This is a genomic window from Roseburia sp. OF03-24 (assembly GCF_003463035.1).
Taxonomy (GTDB): Bacteria; Bacillota; Clostridia; order Lachnospirales; family Lachnospiraceae; genus Roseburia; species Roseburia rectibacter.
In genome coordinates this window covers 1-16,953 of sequence record NZ_QSCK01000038.1, presented here as the reverse complement: position 1 = coordinate 16,953, position 16,953 = coordinate 1, and the positions used below count along the sequence as shown (strand labels likewise).

Sequence of the window (16,953 nt, the reverse complement as noted above, 5' to 3'; positions counted from 1 at the left end):
TCTTTCGTAAAGGCTCCATCTGCCCCTTCATTCATTCTTTTCGTCATTCTGCAGATGATATTACATCCTGTTCCTGCAGCATCTCGTAGGATTCAGAACCCTTTTCCTGCTCTACCGTCGACATAAAATATACTTCATCCTTTTGAAAATGATCTATCCATACAGATATAACATCAATTGGCACTTCCTGTAAATTTTCAATCTGTGCAGAAACCCCATCACTGACATATTCATATGTATTTTTTAAAGTTTTTCCATCTGCCGATATTTCAAAAATATAGGTTCTGTCTACTCGAAAATATGCATTAATAACACCAAGCAGGTTCTGGATTGCTACATCCATATCCGGATCTGATGACAATTCTTTAACGCACTGATTTAACGTTGTAGATATAGGAAAGCATAGACACAAAAATCTTTTTCCGGATATTTTTTCGGAACTGTACCAATAATGACCGATCGATAAGCATTGACACTACCGGAAACAGAAGATAAATCACAAATCCTGTATTCCTGTGATAAAAATTGTCTGCATCAAAATAACAATACAGAAAAGCATCGCTAAAAAGAAGTACCGCAGTAGACACTTGCATCAAAAGCAGCCACTTTCTCTTTTTCTTATCAAAATTATTACTTAAATACATACATAATGCTGTGATCAGGCAAAAAAAGACAACCGCAGAAAAGCAATTCTACCTGCGTTGACTGACTGTGAAACATTTTTCTTACTCCTTATCCTATTGTAAAAAGGAACAATGCACCTTCTTTCAAAGATACCCTGTTCCTATATTTTAGTATCCCATTAAAGGCTGTTATCCGGGTTCATTGTAACATACCTGATATTTCATAGCAATGCCAAACTACAGAGCAGCCAGTAAATAAGTCCCAGAACCCAGCTTGAAAAAATACCATACAAAATAACAGGTCCTGCGATTGTAAATATCTTACAGCCGATTCCAAAAACCTGTCCCTCTTTCTGAAATTCAATCGCCGGTGCTGCAACACCATTTGCAAACCCTGTGATCGGCACAAGTGCTCCTGCTCCTCCCCAGTTCGCAAGTGACGGATACAGATTCAGTCCGGTTAAGATCACAGATAATAAGATCAACAGGATGCTGCACCAGCTCCCTGACATTTCTTTATCAAGTCCTAAATTTTTACAGGTATTTAAGATCAGTTGTCCGATGCAGCAGATAATCCCCCCCATCACAAATGCTTTTGCCATATTCGCAGCAAGATTATGTTTGGGTGTTACTGATTCCACATACTCATTGTATGCCTGATCCCTTACCTTTTTATCTGCACCGGCTGATACTTTAGATAAGTTTTTCTGCTTCTCCATGTTTTTCCCTCCCGTAAAATAATCTGAATTTTACCGGATTAGTATGACACGGTAGTCTGTTTTTTATGCGGATCACGCACTTCTTTCCGCTAAAGGTAATTCATCCTCCGCCAGCAGGAACCATCTGCTCTTGGTCTTGATGATCTCCCGCTGAACATTTGTAACCTTCACAGGTACAAGCTCACTGATACCAAAATTAACCATATCATTTCCCATCCCTTCCATCTCCATTACCTCCTGTAATCGAAAAACAAACCATCAGTTTCATCCAGCATTGAGAGAAATAAGGCTATGCCTTATCCCTCAAAAATATCGGCAAAAATGTCGACAAGCACATGACCTAACACTCGGAAATCAAAATCCTCCATCACTTATCACCTCCTCACAGTCAAAACATTCCTGGCAGCTGCTACTCATCAGCACTGGCAACAGCTTCAACCAGAATATCGACTACAGCGTAACCGATAACCTTAAAAAGCTCTTCCATACTATCACCTCCCTGCGAATCTGTTCTTTTTCCCCTTGACTGAGTTTATTATAACTCTTCATATGGCAATAAACAACGGAATCATTTCTTCATCAAACTGTTACGAAATTAGCTTGTATAATTGTATTTTTTTCAAAAAAATGTTACGATGATAGGAACAACAAGAGTTTTTATATAAAAAGGGAGATGGTACTATATGGGATTTACTGCTATAAATGATGCGCAAAAAATAAGAATTTCTTTTAGCGATAAAGCTATATTTACGATAGAAGACGATATGACTGTGTTTGGTGTTACATCCATGACAGCTTTCATCAATACCGTTATAACAAATTTCCATGATGAAGCAGCTTCATCCATATTTACCTATTTGGAAAAATACCGCTCAAAACTTACCGGATGTCTGAAAGATTCCAAATCTGGCTTTCATGAAATTGAACTCAATAAAGTCATCGATATACTTGTTGCCCAAAAGGAAACTGAGCTTAAATGCCACATCGAAAAATTCAAAAAAAATAAGGCTCACTCGAAACTGTATTATATTAATGATGAAAATGCAGATTTTTTATTCGGAGATGAATGTATGGAAGCAGTTCCATATGGTGATCGTTCAGGGTTGTATATAAAATGCCTGATTGAAGAGTACGCATCTCTTCCATTTATAAAAAGAGAACAGATTTTTAGAAAAGATATTTATGACCAGATAAATATTGCATGTGAAAACAATTACATCTTAGATGTTATTGTTTCCATTAATGACACAAAACAGACTTTTTGTGTCTATCCTTATAAAATCGTTGCAGATCCAATGTCCACACAAGACTATCTGGTCTGCTATTCAAGAAAAAAAGAATACAGCGAAAAGAATAAAGTCATTGCTTCATTTTCCATGTCGAGAATTAATATCTCACGGCTTTCCAGAAGCCGCACTTTTCATCTGAACCAAAAAGAGATAAAGGACATTGAAGATAAACTGGCTAAATATTCACCTGCCTATCTGCTTGGTGAAGGGGAAGAAATACATGTAAAACTAACCGAAAATGGAACGCAGACTTTCTTAAAAAAACTTCACTCACGGCCTGTAAAAAATGAAGAAAAATCCACGGAATACGAGTATGTATTCGACTGTTCTGAACTCCAGGCATATAATTACTTCTTTTCCTTTGGAGCCGATGCCGAAATTCTTTCTCCTCCATCCCTAAGACAAAAGTTCGCAGATTCCTATGCAGCGGCTTCAAAGCTCTATCAAGCAAAATAACTGCTTTCTTACTTACACAATCTCAAACATTCCAAACCCCTGGGAGTTTTTTGCTCCCAGCCCCGTCTGATACAAAAAATCCAGATATCTGCGTTCACCTGCTAAATTCAGCTGTACAAACCATGCTGTCACATAGCTGTTCTGATATCTTGTGACGATCTTTCTGGTTTTTACTCCTTCATTTTTTGAAATGTCCAGTGGTTTATACGGCGCAATTCCATAATATGCCTGATATTTACGATAAAAATTGTCATTGAGCCTGCCATAAAATTCTGCTTCATCCGGATCATAATAATATGTTTTTCCAGTAACAGGATCCGTTGCATAAACTGTTACCGGAGACTTCATCCGGATCACAAGTTCTGACTCTTCCACTGTATAATCAAATAGTTCCAGTTCCACATCACGATACAGTGTTTTTCCAAATGTGATCCCATAATAATGAAAACTGTCTGCCATGAGCCTTATCAATAGTGGCTCCGGGCTTCTTACCTCAAAAGATACCTGTGAATCAAAAATGATTTTCCGGGCTTTGATCTGATAGGAGCCATTTAACTGTCCAAACTGAAACATCTTATACTGACGACCACCTCTGTTGTACCCGCAATCATGAACAAAATTACCAAAATCCGGCACAATAGAGATTGCCCGGTAAATAACCGACTGTAAAATATGATTATAATTGATCGGCAATACAAGTGGTCTGTCAAGCCGGATATGTACTAATAACTGCATAATTATCCTATTCTGCCTGCTGGCCGTGTACCATACTTTCCGTTTCTTCCATTATTTTTATAACTATTCTTTTTCACTGGTTTGTCATTATACGGCAGCGAAAAGTCCTGGTCGAGAATCTGTGGTAATGCTTCACTTATTTTCATACTCTCACGATTTCTTACCATTCCATCTGTTACAAATGTAAGGTTATTCGTAAACCATTTATACCCTTCATCTAACAGCTTACCTTTTTGTTCATTTTCTTTCGGATAAGTGATCTCCACATCAGCAGGAACAGTTTTTAATCCTGCGATCTTATAAAACTCTTTTTTTACCGTATTGCTGAAGCCAACACTTTCATATGTAATATCATCAAACTGGTCTGCTTCATCCAGTATATATTTTATTTTTCCGTCATCCACTGTTATCCTGCGCTCTGTCACTCTGTCAACGGAACACATAATGCTTCCCATTCCAAGCGGCTTTGCTCCACCAAGTTTCAGTCCAAGTCCCTCCGTACCACTGTTTAAGATCCAGATCAGCTGATCTAACTGCTTCTGCGAGATTGATTCAAAATATAGTTTTCCTGAAAATTCAATTCCCTCTTTTACCATCCGCACCGTTTTATTCAGATTTACAGGCACTATATTTTTTGGCAGATTGACCTTCTGGTGATGCCAGTAAAACTTACGTCCCCGCAGTTCACCCGGATAAACGCTAAGCTTCTGATCTGCATAGTAATAATCGTATGTCCAGAATTGTGCCCCTGCTGGTCTTTTCAGATAAAAATCTACATTTCCAAGCTTAGGCTCTCCTAAATTCTGCAAAGTGATCCGGGAATTGAGATAGTATTCTTTCACATCCAATTTTTCTCTGACATACATATCTGAAAATCTCACTTTAGAACCCTTGCAATTTTCATTATTTTTTCTCACATATCCGAAAAGATCACATGCAGGACATACCTCTTCCTTACATGGTGAAAACGAACCTGCAAGTGTCTCAATGTTATGATCTGATATTTCCTTGGAAAATACTGCAGGAGCTAAATACAGAATTTCATTCCCCAGTTTTGAATAGCAGACAGGAAAATACCCTTCTCCTTTTTCCTTCAAAAAAAGCTGCAGATCCTGCTTGTATTCCTGATATGCCTTCTCATTCAAAGAAGATACATTTGGCTGCGACAGATATGACTCTATCACTGGAAGCAGTTTTCTTTCGATCACATCCTTCGATAACGATCTTTCTTCCGGACTCTGTGCGTTTTTACCGGCAAAAATATGATACCGCTTCTTTCTGCAGCCCATTCCCCATTTGATCAGACAGCCGCTGCCGTTAAAATCTCCGTCCTTTGAAAAGCTGTAATATTTTATCAATCCACCCGGTCTTATCCTATTAAAATATACTATCGTTCCATTACTGTATCTTTCAGACCCGTCTTCTTTTTCTCCACAAGCCATTTCGATACGATAAGAATCTGCATTTAATAGTTCAAGTTTTCCATTGATCGTACGGTGGATCAAAGCAGGCTTAAACTGTCCCATCGTTCTTTTTACCGGATACGCATCTACATTTAATATTCCCATACAAGAATCCGTCAATGTCTCATATACCTGCCTTACAACACCGCGGATCTCACTTCCCGGTATTACCGGAACATGGTACTCGTTATCATATGTGCGATCTGTCTCAAGCTCCGTATAAGAAAAGAAGTCATAAGATTTATGATCCTTTACCTCGGATTCCTTAAAAGCGTGATCCGAACTTGAATTTGGAATAAACAATGGTGTTTTGGTTGTAACCGTATATTCTATCACGCCAGTATGGATGTCCGTATCTTCATATGCTTTCGCTTTTTCCTTTGGAAAACGAATAAAATTATATGGATTTACAAATCCCCTCATACTTATCTCACCTCTTTCAGCCTATAATTATTTATAGTCATAAGATCGTTTTCATCATAAGATATATAATTTACAATCTCCACATAATCCTTACTCTCATCCGGTGATTCCTGCCCCTTTGTAAGCGTGATTATTTTTCCCTCTGTGTATGTATCCGAATGAACATTTTTTTCATCCCGGTCACAATAACTGATGATTTTATCATCCACACACAATTCGATATCCCCGCGCGCTGATCTGATAAACCGGTATTCTTTGTACTCATCAAACAAATGCAGTTCTAAGAGTCCCTTTTGCATCTCTTCTGCAGATGGAAGACGGTCGCGGTCATATGGTTCATAAACAACCCGCCCTGTATAAAGAGCATACATTATCCCATGCTCCGGTGCTTTTGCTAAATTCATGCTCTCATACCTCCATCTGGACTCATATTTTTAAAAATATCTGCGATATATCCATCCTCTTTTCCTGCTTCACCATTGATCAGAACCGGACCATTTACGCAAAATATGCCACGCCCGATAGAGGTAAGACCACCAACTGCCAGAAAACCATTTTGCAGATCTTTGACGGCAAGCATTAAAATACCCATGATCCATCTGGCATCTGCCGGATTTTCTTTGATACGGACAGACATCTTAAGTGTAAGGTCTCCATCAACATAAGTTCTGTCTGTATATAATGCTCCTTTTTTGACTGCTCCTTCAAAACGGCTTACTCCTGTCCTTGTCATCGTAAGCGGTCTGGCATGCCAAATAACCGCTTCATTGATAATGATATTAGATGCGCATGCTTCTTTTTTATCCACGAAACCGAACGCATAGTCCATGATACCTGCGATATTTAACGGCATTTTTGTACCATTTTTTTCTAACTCCCATAAAATTTCTTTTACCCTGTGCCGTATCGCTCCTGCAAAACTTGTTCCCGGTATGACCGGCATACCATGATCTGTCAGATGTACATAATCCGGTTCTCCCTTTCTGGCAGCATACTGACGGATACTGATTCCTCCTTTCATACGCAGAGGAATTTCAATTTTTATCGTCTTTGCATATAGAGGATCAACAGACATTTTATATTCTTCAATCTCATTTTGGACATCAAGCCATGTCTTATCATCATAAGCCTGTGCATATTCCAGATAGTTTGTTTTATCATAGCATCTGCTGTTTACAACTGTTACTTCAAATGTACCAAACCCTCTGGTCTTTTTATTTCCAAGACGGATCTCTGATTGATCGATTCCATAAATAAAAGCTTTTATCCCACCTGCCATTTCAGGCTCGTCATCCGCTTCGCGAATTACAAGTTCTATAAAAAAATATGCCTCCGCTCCGGTCTCCAATATCTCTGTATCATATTTACTCTCCGTTTTCGAAGTCTTATTATCGTTTAACGAAACACCATCGCGAACGGAAAACGCGACTGTTTTTTCGTCAAAAACCATATCTGATATATAGACAGAACTCATCCTGCCATTTCCATCCGCACTTAAATACCCCATCATACACGGAGAGTCTTTTTCCTTTTCCAGATATGCCCTCATAGCACCTGCAACAGAACTTCCTGCGACAAACGGTCTTCCATCTGCATCTTTTAAAACATCTGAATCCGTCCACTTTTCTTCTCCTGACGAAACACAAAGCGGAGCGGTAAACCGGACTTGTATTCTTAGAACTTTTCTTTTTAAAATCCTATTACTCATGCATCCTGCTCCTTTTGCAATATCTTTACACAGTATTTCAGATCTATGATGTAACTGCGATACATAAACCTGTACTTCTCATTATCATCCATGTCACTGTGGAACTCTATTCCATAGTTCTTTTGGATTTCCCGTTCTGTTTCAGCTGCAATACTCTTCGGATCTGCTTTTTCCAGAATCTTAATGCAAATGTTCTTTTTCTTTTCATCTTCAATCTGTCTGATCTGTTCTGACATGGCTTCGTATGATTTTTCTGTCCGGAAAAGTACCCTGATCTTTGCCACAGCTGCATTCAATACCGACAAATTTATGCCGGATTCATTTTTGATATCACTGGTAAATTCCCCAGCTTTCTCACGGATATTTTTTTCCGCTTTTTTTTCAAAATCATCCTGCAGCAGTGTATAAATAATTCCTGTTTTACCATCCAATTTCCGATGATCTGCTTCATCAGAATACTTCGATATATATATCTTTCCTTCCGAAGCGGATTTTCCCCTCAAAAACTTTTCTGCAATAATCTCACCATAACCTTCTGTGGTGCGTTCACCAATAAAACAGTTCTTTAACAGCTGAATGTCAAATCCACACTCAGAATGAAGGATAAACGAACTACCTTTCCCGATCGCATAAAAGACAGGTTTGCGACGCTTCCAGGTAACATTAAATCCACCGACCGTATCAAACTTAAAAAAAGGATTCCTGATCTCAAGATCTGATACCGAAAGTATATCTTCCAAATACTGTTTTAAGACCTCTGGCTCTGCTGTCAGGATTCCCTGCTTATTATATAAAACCAGATCAGACAATACCGTTATGACGGCATCCTTTACCGTATCCTGCGGATTTTTATCGCAAACTTCTTCCAAGCTGTCTAATGTAAAGTCAACGTCTCCAAACTCACCAGACTTTCCATATCCCATACGGACATGTTTCAAAGTTCCGACAGCTTCAATGATCTTTTCTGCAACCTCTCTTCCAGCATAAATAAAGCCTCCGAACGACTGTCCCTCACTGATGCCTGCCAGCTGATAAAAACTTGATCCATCCTCATTTCCGGTTGCCCTTCCGATTGATTTATCCTCCGGTCTCTGATGATGGTAGCTGATCTCTGTATCAACCGTCATAACCTTTTTATCATCTGCTATATAATCAATTCCGGAAGATGTCATCTGACGGCTGCCACAATCCGGCTCATACAACAGATCAAATATCATCATCTTTCCGTCTGCATCATAGGACTGATCTTTTTCCTTCTGCCAGGATGCACGCCCCGGTATACATCTGGTCTGACCGCACTTAATGTAAGCATTTGAAACTACCATATTTTCTTTTGACATCATCTCGCGATATGCAGTCTGTCCCATCGCACCTGCGATCAGTCCCAATACTTTGCTTCCCGCAATGTAATCTTCTGTTTCTGCCTGATTACCGTTTTCCGTTTTACATATCAGCGTAGAGTTTAAATGGATCGTGTAAGAGATTTTATTTCTGTCATAAAACTGCTTTGAAGGAAACATTACATGTTTACATTCCGGCTCATCTCCATCTTCCAAACGCATGGTAACGAGCCCGAGTCCCCTTGTTCTTGCCATACCAATATGTTTTACCAAAGAAACTGCACTTTTCAAAATTTCCTCATCTTCCCTGTTTTCCATTCCGCAATCCGCTTCAAAAACAAGTCCTTTCCGTACCACTCGTATTGTCCGCAGCGAATTTTCATCCGCTACACCGGTTCTCTGGTCAACTGCTGTCTGCGTCCTTGTATATGCATACTGTGCAAGCACATTCTGAGGTGCCGTAAGCTCGCTTTCAAATGCTTCCAGATCCTCTACCGTCTTTTTATAATCCCTGATATATGCATTCGAGAGCCAGAACTCACAAGACTGATAACCTGCCTCCCCAAAAATCCTTGTATACTGTGATTTTTCCATGATTCCCATCTCACACATTTCAAGTGCAGCCTCTCTGATGCATCCTTTGATCCTCTTTGCCGGAATATAGGGAATACCATATTTATCATAAACAACATCCGTATCCACAAGACTATTATAAGTCTCTCCCGCCGTTGTTGACAGATCACTTAAAAGCCTGATCGTTATCTTCATTTTCATTCCCTCCTTCCATGACAAGATCCATAACCTCTAACACATCATACCAGACCGGATATTGATCTATATTGGCGCGGTAACTGCCGTACCCCCTTGATTCCAGAAAAGAAACATATTCATCCATAGCATTCTTTCCCATCGTGATCGCATCTCGCAGCTGTTTTGCCTTACTTCTTGGCATGGACAATATCTGCCCCTTCCATTCATCAAAATGGCAGATACTGTATCGCTGATTCTTCTGATTCAGTCTGTACCGGTCATTCTTTGCCGGAACATAATACGGACGTGCCATAAATGATCCGGCATCAGAACGATACTGTCTGTCTCTGTAAGCGGATAAATTGGCAGCTCTTATATTTGAACACATCTGATAATCAAAAAAATTGCCAATTTCATCATCTACGCCATGGTTTTCTTTCTGTTTCGCTCTTTTCTTTGCACTGCCGCAGCATTCTTCCGCAACCTGATAAGCATCTGAAAATGGAAAATGGCTGTTGAAAAAAGCGATACCTCCACACGCACTGTATTCGCTGTCATTACCGATATTCCCAAGAAAATACCGGACTGCCGGTATTGCCAGCTTCGGATTGCAGACAAATGTAATGTCATCTCCAGCAACAATGATCTCCCGGTAAAGCTTGTGCTGCGTTTTTTTGACCTGCGGTGACAAATAATCCATATATTCTGTCATATGATCAAAAGTATCACGGAATGTTTCAGCGATCTCTTTTGACAACCCCCGCATGGTTCTGACTGCTTCTCCATAGAATTCGATAGTCTTGTGTTTTTTCCCCTCTCCTCCCATGATTTTTTTTATACGTTTTCCCATACTGTTTCCATCAATATGGCATACTGCAAGCAGCGAATTATCCCCTTTTCCGGTCACCATATCGTCAAACACCTTTTCACGCTCGTCTTTCGGGAATGCCTGACGTTTTAATTTTGATTCCGTACAGTAATATTTATTATTTTCCATGTAAGTTATGGGATATCCGGTAATAGAATCGACTGCCATAAACGGCATTGCACCAACCGGCTGTGCAAGCGGCATGTATGCTTTGATACGCCGCATTTCATCATTGATATGATTATAATCCTTGTTATAAGACTCCGTCTTTTCGATGACGGCAACTGCAAGATTTAAAGAATAAGTTTCATCCAGAACATGCTTTGCAAGAAAACGGTTTATCTTCTGGCAGACCGCGCCATGCCGGAATAAGACATATGCATTGCCTCCCCCGATAAACATGACCTGCATCTCTATGGACAAATCTTTCAGAAATGCCGTCGGATCATCGTTCTGCCAGTCTGTCATATAGTGGGATTGTTCTGCAGTATCTAACTCTTTTTTGTATTTTTCCAGTCCATCCGTAATAATGTTTGCAACCAGTACAGATGCCCCAATGATTTCTTTTGCCTTATTTGTCTTAAAAATATAAGACTGTATTCCCCTGACATCATACATTGCCAATACTTCTTTATCTAATAGTTCCTCCCTCATACATTCTCCTTTTGTATCCAGTGCTACGCTTGTATATCCGCATATAGTCTGCGGCCATTTTGAATGAATTCATTGATGACGGTAGTTAATTCTTTCCGTGTCATGCGCTTTGTATTCATCATATGATTCCATTTATTCCGTTCATCCTTAATAATCCGGTACATTAAAATCTGTTTCGAAAGTAACTTTTTATTATTCGCATTCGTACTTACCGTAATCACATACGGACTTCCTTTCTTCGGATAATCAAAGGTTGCATCGGATCCTTTTTCTATCTGCATCCATCTCATTTTAAGAATTTCATTCACTGAACTGATCAAACTGATTTTACTTTCAGCTTTATCCAGCTTACTGACATCCAGTAACATGCCTATGTAATAGTTCAATTCGTTTGGAAACGGATTCGTATTATATTTCGGAAATACTTCTTCTGGTATTTCCTTATTACTTTCAAAATGTATGATATATTTTTCTTCCCATTCTGCCGGCACTTTCGACTCGATATAAGTAAGTGTCTGCTGATACAGTTTCTTTGACACAAGCCACTCAACAATATCCAGACTTGTGGCATTATCATCTAATATTTTTTTATAATCATTTTTAATCTGCTCAATAAAAACTGAAAATAGAGGGTCGCTTTTATCTGCCTTTCTGATCTGCTTTCTGAGTTCTATTAACTGTCTGTCAAATTCATCTGTATTGCAAAGCATGATCGCCTCAGACAGATCATTCATTGTCTGTACTACCGGCGGAATCTCTTCTTTAATACTCTTATAATAGGTCAGAAGCTGATCCGCCCGTCCATACTCGATAAACTCATTCATTCCGGAGACAAAATCAAAAATCTGATAGGTAACATTCTGCTTTTGAATTGTTCCTTTTCCACCTTCAAAATTGATGGAGTAGATTCCTTTTGGAACAACATCGCTGGTCTTCAATAATGAAAAAACCGCATTCATAAGTAATGAAATATCACGCAGCCCGCCCTGTGTGTCAATCCAGAGATTCAAATCTCCAGCCTCTTTTTTCTTTTTCAGAACATATTCTGCGATCTCTGCAATCGCCTGTCTTTTGCTTTCCAGATCGGTTGAATTTAACGTTCTTCGCTGGGGCATCGTTATATAATGGATCTCTTTTTCATTTTTCAACTGGAGATTGATCCGTTCCTGATAAAACTCACACGGAGACATTATTTTCTCCTCATCCTTAAGCATAAATGACACCTGCTCCACAGATTCCCGTGTGCAGAGCATGATCACTTCATCCGGTATCTCGCCCGCTTCTATCAGCATTCTTGTGATCGGTTCTAACTGACTGTAATATTCAATTTCATGCTCAGTATTATTTTCATCTGTCCATTTACATTTACTCTCTTCTATAATTCCCTCTCTTACCGACAGTTTGCTCATGGACAACAGCAAAATATTCATATTTCCACCCTTTATCTTCTCGTATATTTTCTGAATTTTTTAAAATTAAAATACGACTCTTTTTTATTTCCGACCTCTTTTACAATCCGTTCACTGCATGCAGCTACAACTGTTATATCCTGATCCAACAGCATATTTATGACCTGAAATGCCAGTGTAAACTCTCCCTGACACAACACTGCCGCCGGTGAGTATTCTAACACCTTCTCAACAATCTTTCTGCCTGAATCTTCAACCTGTGTTTCTGTCGCATATGCATCCACATTTGGAAAGGGGATATCTACGATCTTCCCATATTTCTGAGCTTCCACTCGCTGACTTTCTTCCCATTTTTCAGAAGGATGGTTTGTCAAATTAATAAATATATCGTCCATAAGTTTTATCAAAGCACTTTCATAAAAAATTATCGTCCGTTGTATATAGTCCTATTACCTCTTTGCTGGAATAACGCAGAGAATCAAACCGGTATATCATAATGCTGTCTTCCTCTTTTTTACAGGTACGTCCCAGTTCTGATTTAAGTTTGTTCAACTTAGCTTCTGTAATCGTTCCTTCAAAAACAGATTTTTGAACATGAATCAGATACTTTCTGCAGATTTTCAGTATCTTATTTGTCCTTTTTACATTTACATCATAGACAAGAATGACAAACATGCGGTTCCTTATCCTCTGTGTGGCAATGAACTGATTAATAAAAATTCCACCTGGTAAAACATTTGTATTCATTTATTATACTTTAGTTATTCTGATCTTTCAAGGTTTCAACAGGTATAATCAGCAAATAAGCGCAACAAAAATAAGCCTTTATTGTGTAATAGTGATAAAAGCTCATCTTGTGTTGATTCCTTATAGGTAATGTAAAACAACTGATTTTATCAGCTTTGTTATATATCATACTCTTAAAATTCCTCTATTTCACCCCATTTTTCCCACGAAAATCAATGACTTTACACCAGAAATTTTCTCTTGATGCCTTGTAAACAGCGACTTTAAAGTCAACGGACTTTTTTGCTCATACATATTTATATGGTTTATACACCTCGCCGGTTTCAATCTCACGCTTCAAATTTTGTATTTCTCTTTTGATAATATAATCATACGTTCTATCAATTCCATCGATTTTTACTTTCTGATAAATTTTATTTTCAAATTCTTTGATAAATGCCTTTTTTCCACTTTTGCTAAGGTATATTCCATTATTTTCCACTTCAATAAAATCCGAACTGCTGATCACCTTACGATTTATCAATGTAAATATTGCCCTGTCAACAAGTATCGGTTTGAACAGATCAGCAAGATCAAGATTCAGACTTTCCTGTCTGCTTCCTGCTGCATGAATTATTCCAATTCGGATATCAAGACTTGTCCTGTTAATTTCATTGGCAATCCTTTGATAAAGCAACGTATTGCCAAAACTTATCATTGCATTGATCGAATCTTGTGGCGGACGTCTGGTTCTTTTTTCAAAATGAAAATCTTTATTATCCAATATATAATTGAAACACTGGTAATATCTCTGACGCGCCTGCGCTTCTATCAGCATCAGTTCGTTGATACTCTTTGCCTCATTCATCTGTTTGATACAGGCAGACATCACATCTACATTTTCCTGCAGTTCTTTTGATGTTTTACGTCTTTCATAGTATCTCAAATTTGCACGGATATTCGATATCCCAGCTATTTCAATTTTTCTCGCCATGGCAAGTCGTTCTGTTTCTGAGTCATATATCCTTAACTGTTTTAATTCTGTTTTGATATTTCTTCGATTATTCTGAGGGACAAAACTGCCTATCTTTTCCCCGTATTTGTCTATGAGACAGACATTAAGTCCCACCTGATTCATAAACTCCAGAAATCCACCGGTAATTATTACATTCGAATAAATAAACAATGCATCGGTTGCTTCTACCGGAATATATTTTTTCCCCTCATTACTTTCAAATAAGACATTAAAATCTCTTTTCGTAAGGATTCCCTCATTGATCAGATGGTAGTTACTATCAACCCTCTGTATTCCTGTCGTATACCAGTCTCTGTAAACACTCCGATACGCTTTCTTTTCTTTTTTTATAAGAATTTTTTTATTCTTTTCCTCAAACCGGTATCCTAAATATTTGCGGTTCAAGCCCTGAAATATTCCCGTTTTTTCTGATTCAGTGGAAGCATTTCCACATTTATAATATATTCCCTGACAGTATTCAGACAGGCAGCCGCCTCATCATAAGTCTTTACATACACATTAATATCATCTCCAAAGCGGCAAAAGGAATACTTCTTCTCTTCCATATAATGGTCAAGCGCATCCATGTATATGTTGCTGAGCAGCGGACTCAGAGGTCCACCCTGAAGTATTCCTTCTTCTTTCTGATATGTAATGTGATCATCCAGTATTGTACATCTTAAATATACAATGATCAGATTCATCACTTTTTCATCTGAAATCTCTGCCCGAATTTTTTCAAGCAGTAATTCCTGATTTATATTGTCAAAAAAATTGTGTATATCAAGTTCAATACACCATATATTCCCCTCTTCTATGTATTGTGCTGCCTGTTTTACAGCCGCCAATACCCCTTTTCCATCCTGATAAGCATATGAACAGGCAGAAAATTCATTTTTCCAAAGAAGGTTCATTTTCTGAAATAATGCACGGTAAATAAGACGGTCAACCGAATTCATCAAAGAAATCTTACGATGTTTTCCCTTTTGATTTATAATTTCAATCTGATTGATCATGCCCGGTACATAGATTCCATCCAGTATCGCCTTTTTTATTCTGTCTCCATTTGCGCTCCAATATACTGGCAATTCCGATAACTTTACCCCATCAACGCCACAACTATCTCTTTTTTCCATCAGAGATTCCATAGCAGTATTTATATTATCATCTGAAAGGACATCACCAATACTTAATTCCATACGTCAATCCTCCTTTGTTCAGGGATAAACATTAATTAGGAACGTAAAACTCGTTTCAATATTTTCAGTATCAATTTTGCTTATGTAATGTAATACATGTAAATATAAGATTGCAAAGGCAAAACAACCGTCACGGATTTATGTGCTAATTCCTCATAGGTAATGTAAAACTTGTAAAAGAGATTGCAAATGCAACGCTTTTCTTTGAGCAGTACTGTGTCAATTCCTCATAGGTAATGTAAAACATACTATAACACAAAGACCAGAGATTAAGATAGATCTGTGTCAATTCCTCATAGGTAATGTAAAACATAATATGATGAACAGAAACATGAAGGTAGCACTTGTGTCAATTCCTCATAGGTAATGTAAAACGGAAAATGGCACATCGAGCATAATGAACCAAGTTATATGGTGTCAATTCCTCATAGGTAATGTAAAACAAGTGGTAATATGAAGAAAGTTTTGTGGTTTTCCAGACACGTGTCAATTCCTCATAGGTAATGTAAAACCTATGATTGAATCACAGGCTCGATCAATTATTGATGATTACCTAAAACGTGTCAATTCCTCATAGGTAATGTAAAACGTGTTAGTCGTGCTATGCTTGCAAGACAGTTGGCATGTGTCAATTCCTCATAGGTAATGTAAAACTTTGAAATGAAACCAGACATGGATAAAGTAGTTGGTGTCAATTCCTCATAGGTAATGTAAAACGCAATATTCGAAAAGGTATTCCAGAATTTTTGGATGGAGAAGTGTCAATTCCTCATAGGTAATGTAAAACTAACCTATTGGCTCGATGAATGTGATGATATTTGTGTCAATTCCTCATAGGTAATGTAAAACAACTGATTTTATCAGCTTCTTTACATATCATACTCTCAAATTTTCCTTATTTCAACCCATTTTTTCCAAAAAAGTCCGTCGACCTATTTTTCTAAAAAACCATGCAATCCGCATAAATCCAATATTTCCTGCTCTTTTAAAAAAGCCTACTGACATCGACGGACTTTTAGAACGATTTTTTCTTTTTTTTCCTGATAAATCCGTGATTTTACTTACAAAAAAATCCCCTCATGCCTTATAAACAGTGGCTTTGAGGTCGACGGACTTTTTTCTGTGTCTATCCCTGTTCCGGCACTGTCACCGTCCACAGATACTGCTCCCCTTTTCCCCACAGCAGCAGTTCTTTCATCTGTTCATCGTACTCTTCTGTCGGTTTGTAATCCTTCAGCATGGAAAACAGATACTTCTCCTGTTCGTCCTTTGGTTCTGTCTTTTTCATTTCCTCATGTAACAAATTTGCCAGTTCAACCGGTCTGATATCCTCTGAGAACCCGATTCCGGATAACTTTGCGACAAGACCTGCCGCATAGTAAAACTCGTAGTTGCCGGTCAGGACAGATTTCTGCATGTTGCATTTTATGATAACACTCTGGCGTGCGATAGATGTAACCATGATTCATTTCTCCATTTCTTCATTGTAAAAATAAGCATCCTCCAAATGCTGGTTTGTTTATGAAATAAATCATCTCCCCAAATGGTGTATCGTAGGCTTGTGAGTGGCATCTTG

16 protein-coding genes and 1 CRISPR repeat array are annotated in these 16,953 nt (G+C 38.3%); of the genes, 1 reads left to right on the top strand and 15 read right to left on the bottom strand.

Going from position 1 to position 16,953, the window contains the following annotated elements; all coding sequences use genetic code 11:
• Positions 1-43: 43 nt before the first annotated feature.
• The 3 genes from DXA60_RS16220 to DXA60_RS18710 all read right to left on the bottom strand — a co-directional run bounded on the left by DXA60_RS16220 (position 44) and on the right by DXA60_RS18710 (position 1,567).
• Positions 44-343: a hypothetical protein gene (locus DXA60_RS16220; protein ID WP_117922362.1), complete on the bottom strand. Its 300-nt coding sequence runs from the start codon at positions 341-343 to the stop codon at positions 44-46.
• Between the two features lie 501 nt (positions 344-844).
• The gene (locus DXA60_RS16210) at positions 845-1,342 is read right to left on the bottom strand and encodes a SpoVA/SpoVAEb family sporulation membrane protein (RefSeq protein WP_117922360.1); all 498 of its coding nucleotides are present in this window, start codon (positions 1,340-1,342) and stop codon (positions 845-847) included.
• A gap of 72 nt (positions 1,343-1,414) precedes the next feature.
• The gene (locus tag DXA60_RS18710) at positions 1,415-1,567 is read right to left on the bottom strand and encodes a hypothetical protein (RefSeq protein ID WP_158570893.1); all 153 of its coding nucleotides are present in this window, start codon (positions 1,565-1,567) and stop codon (positions 1,415-1,417) included.
• A gap of 458 nt (positions 1,568-2,025) precedes the next feature.
• Here DXA60_RS18710 and DXA60_RS16205 point away from each other — a divergent pair, with 458 nt between their 5' ends.
• Positions 2,026-3,087, top strand: a complete 1,062-nt coding sequence (locus tag DXA60_RS16205; protein ID WP_117922359.1) for a WYL domain-containing protein — start codon at positions 2,026-2,028, stop codon at positions 3,085-3,087.
• Between the two features lie 12 nt (positions 3,088-3,099).
• Here DXA60_RS16205 and cas6 read toward each other — a convergent pair whose 3' ends face one another.
• The 12 genes from cas6 to DXA60_RS16145 form a co-directional block, all read right to left on the bottom strand.
• A complete protein-coding gene (gene cas6, locus DXA60_RS16200) occupies positions 3,100-3,822 on the bottom strand; it encodes a CRISPR-associated endoribonuclease Cas6 (protein WP_117922358.1) in 723 nt (240 codons plus the stop codon).
• A gap of 2 nt (positions 3,823-3,824) precedes the next feature.
• Complete coding sequence (locus DXA60_RS16195) at positions 3,825-5,708, bottom strand: TIGR03986 family type III CRISPR-associated RAMP protein (protein ID WP_117922357.1); 1,884 nt, start codon at positions 5,706-5,708, stop codon at positions 3,825-3,827.
• A gap of 2 nt (positions 5,709-5,710) precedes the next feature.
• Entirely contained in the window at positions 5,711-6,112 is a 402-nt protein-coding gene (locus DXA60_RS16190; protein ID WP_117922356.1) for a hypothetical protein, read from the bottom strand.
• Complete coding sequence (locus tag DXA60_RS16185) at positions 6,109-7,416, bottom strand: RAMP superfamily CRISPR-associated protein (RefSeq protein ID WP_117922355.1); 1,308 nt, start codon at positions 7,414-7,416, stop codon at positions 6,109-6,111. Before DXA60_RS16185 ends, DXA60_RS16190 begins: the two co-directional genes overlap by 4 nt.
• Positions 7,413-9,524, bottom strand: a complete 2,112-nt coding sequence (locus DXA60_RS16180; protein WP_158570892.1) for an RAMP superfamily CRISPR-associated protein — start codon at positions 9,522-9,524, stop codon at positions 7,413-7,415. The genes DXA60_RS16185 and DXA60_RS16180 overlap by 4 nt, the downstream gene beginning before the upstream one ends.
• Positions 9,496-11,028, bottom strand: a complete 1,533-nt coding sequence (locus tag DXA60_RS16175) for a hypothetical protein (protein ID WP_117922353.1) — start codon at positions 11,026-11,028, stop codon at positions 9,496-9,498. The genes DXA60_RS16180 and DXA60_RS16175 overlap by 29 nt, the downstream gene beginning before the upstream one ends.
• Positions 11,029-11,051: 23 nt before the next feature.
• Entirely contained in the window at positions 11,052-12,458 is a 1,407-nt protein-coding gene (locus DXA60_RS16170; protein WP_117922352.1) for a TM1812 family CRISPR-associated protein, read from the bottom strand.
• Positions 12,459-12,469: 11 nt separating this feature from the next.
• Positions 12,470-12,832, bottom strand: coding sequence for a hypothetical protein (locus tag DXA60_RS16165; RefSeq protein ID WP_117922351.1), 363 nt, complete (start codon positions 12,830-12,832; stop codon positions 12,470-12,472).
• Between the two features lie 19 nt (positions 12,833-12,851).
• Positions 12,852-13,184, bottom strand: coding sequence for a CRISPR-associated endonuclease Cas2 (gene cas2, locus DXA60_RS16160; RefSeq protein WP_330414608.1), 333 nt, complete (start codon positions 13,182-13,184; stop codon positions 12,852-12,854).
• Positions 13,185-13,470: 286 nt separating this feature from the next.
• Entirely contained in the window at positions 13,471-14,583 is a 1,113-nt protein-coding gene (gene cas1, locus DXA60_RS16155; protein ID WP_158570891.1) for a CRISPR-associated endonuclease Cas1, read from the bottom strand.
• Positions 14,580-15,377, bottom strand: a complete 798-nt coding sequence (locus DXA60_RS16150) for a reverse transcriptase domain-containing protein (RefSeq protein ID WP_117922348.1) — start codon at positions 15,375-15,377, stop codon at positions 14,580-14,582. The genes cas1 and DXA60_RS16150 overlap by 4 nt, the downstream gene beginning before the upstream one ends.
• Before the next feature lie 142 nt (positions 15,378-15,519).
• A CRISPR array of direct repeats spans positions 15,520-16,226; the repeat unit is 29 nt; unit sequence GTGTCAATTCCTCATAGGTAATGTAAAAC.
• Positions 16,227-16,503: 277 nt separating this feature from the next.
• Positions 16,504-16,839, bottom strand: coding sequence for a DUF3837 domain-containing protein (locus DXA60_RS16145; protein WP_117922347.1), 336 nt, complete (start codon positions 16,837-16,839; stop codon positions 16,504-16,506).
• Between the last annotated feature and the right edge of the window lie 114 nt (positions 16,840-16,953).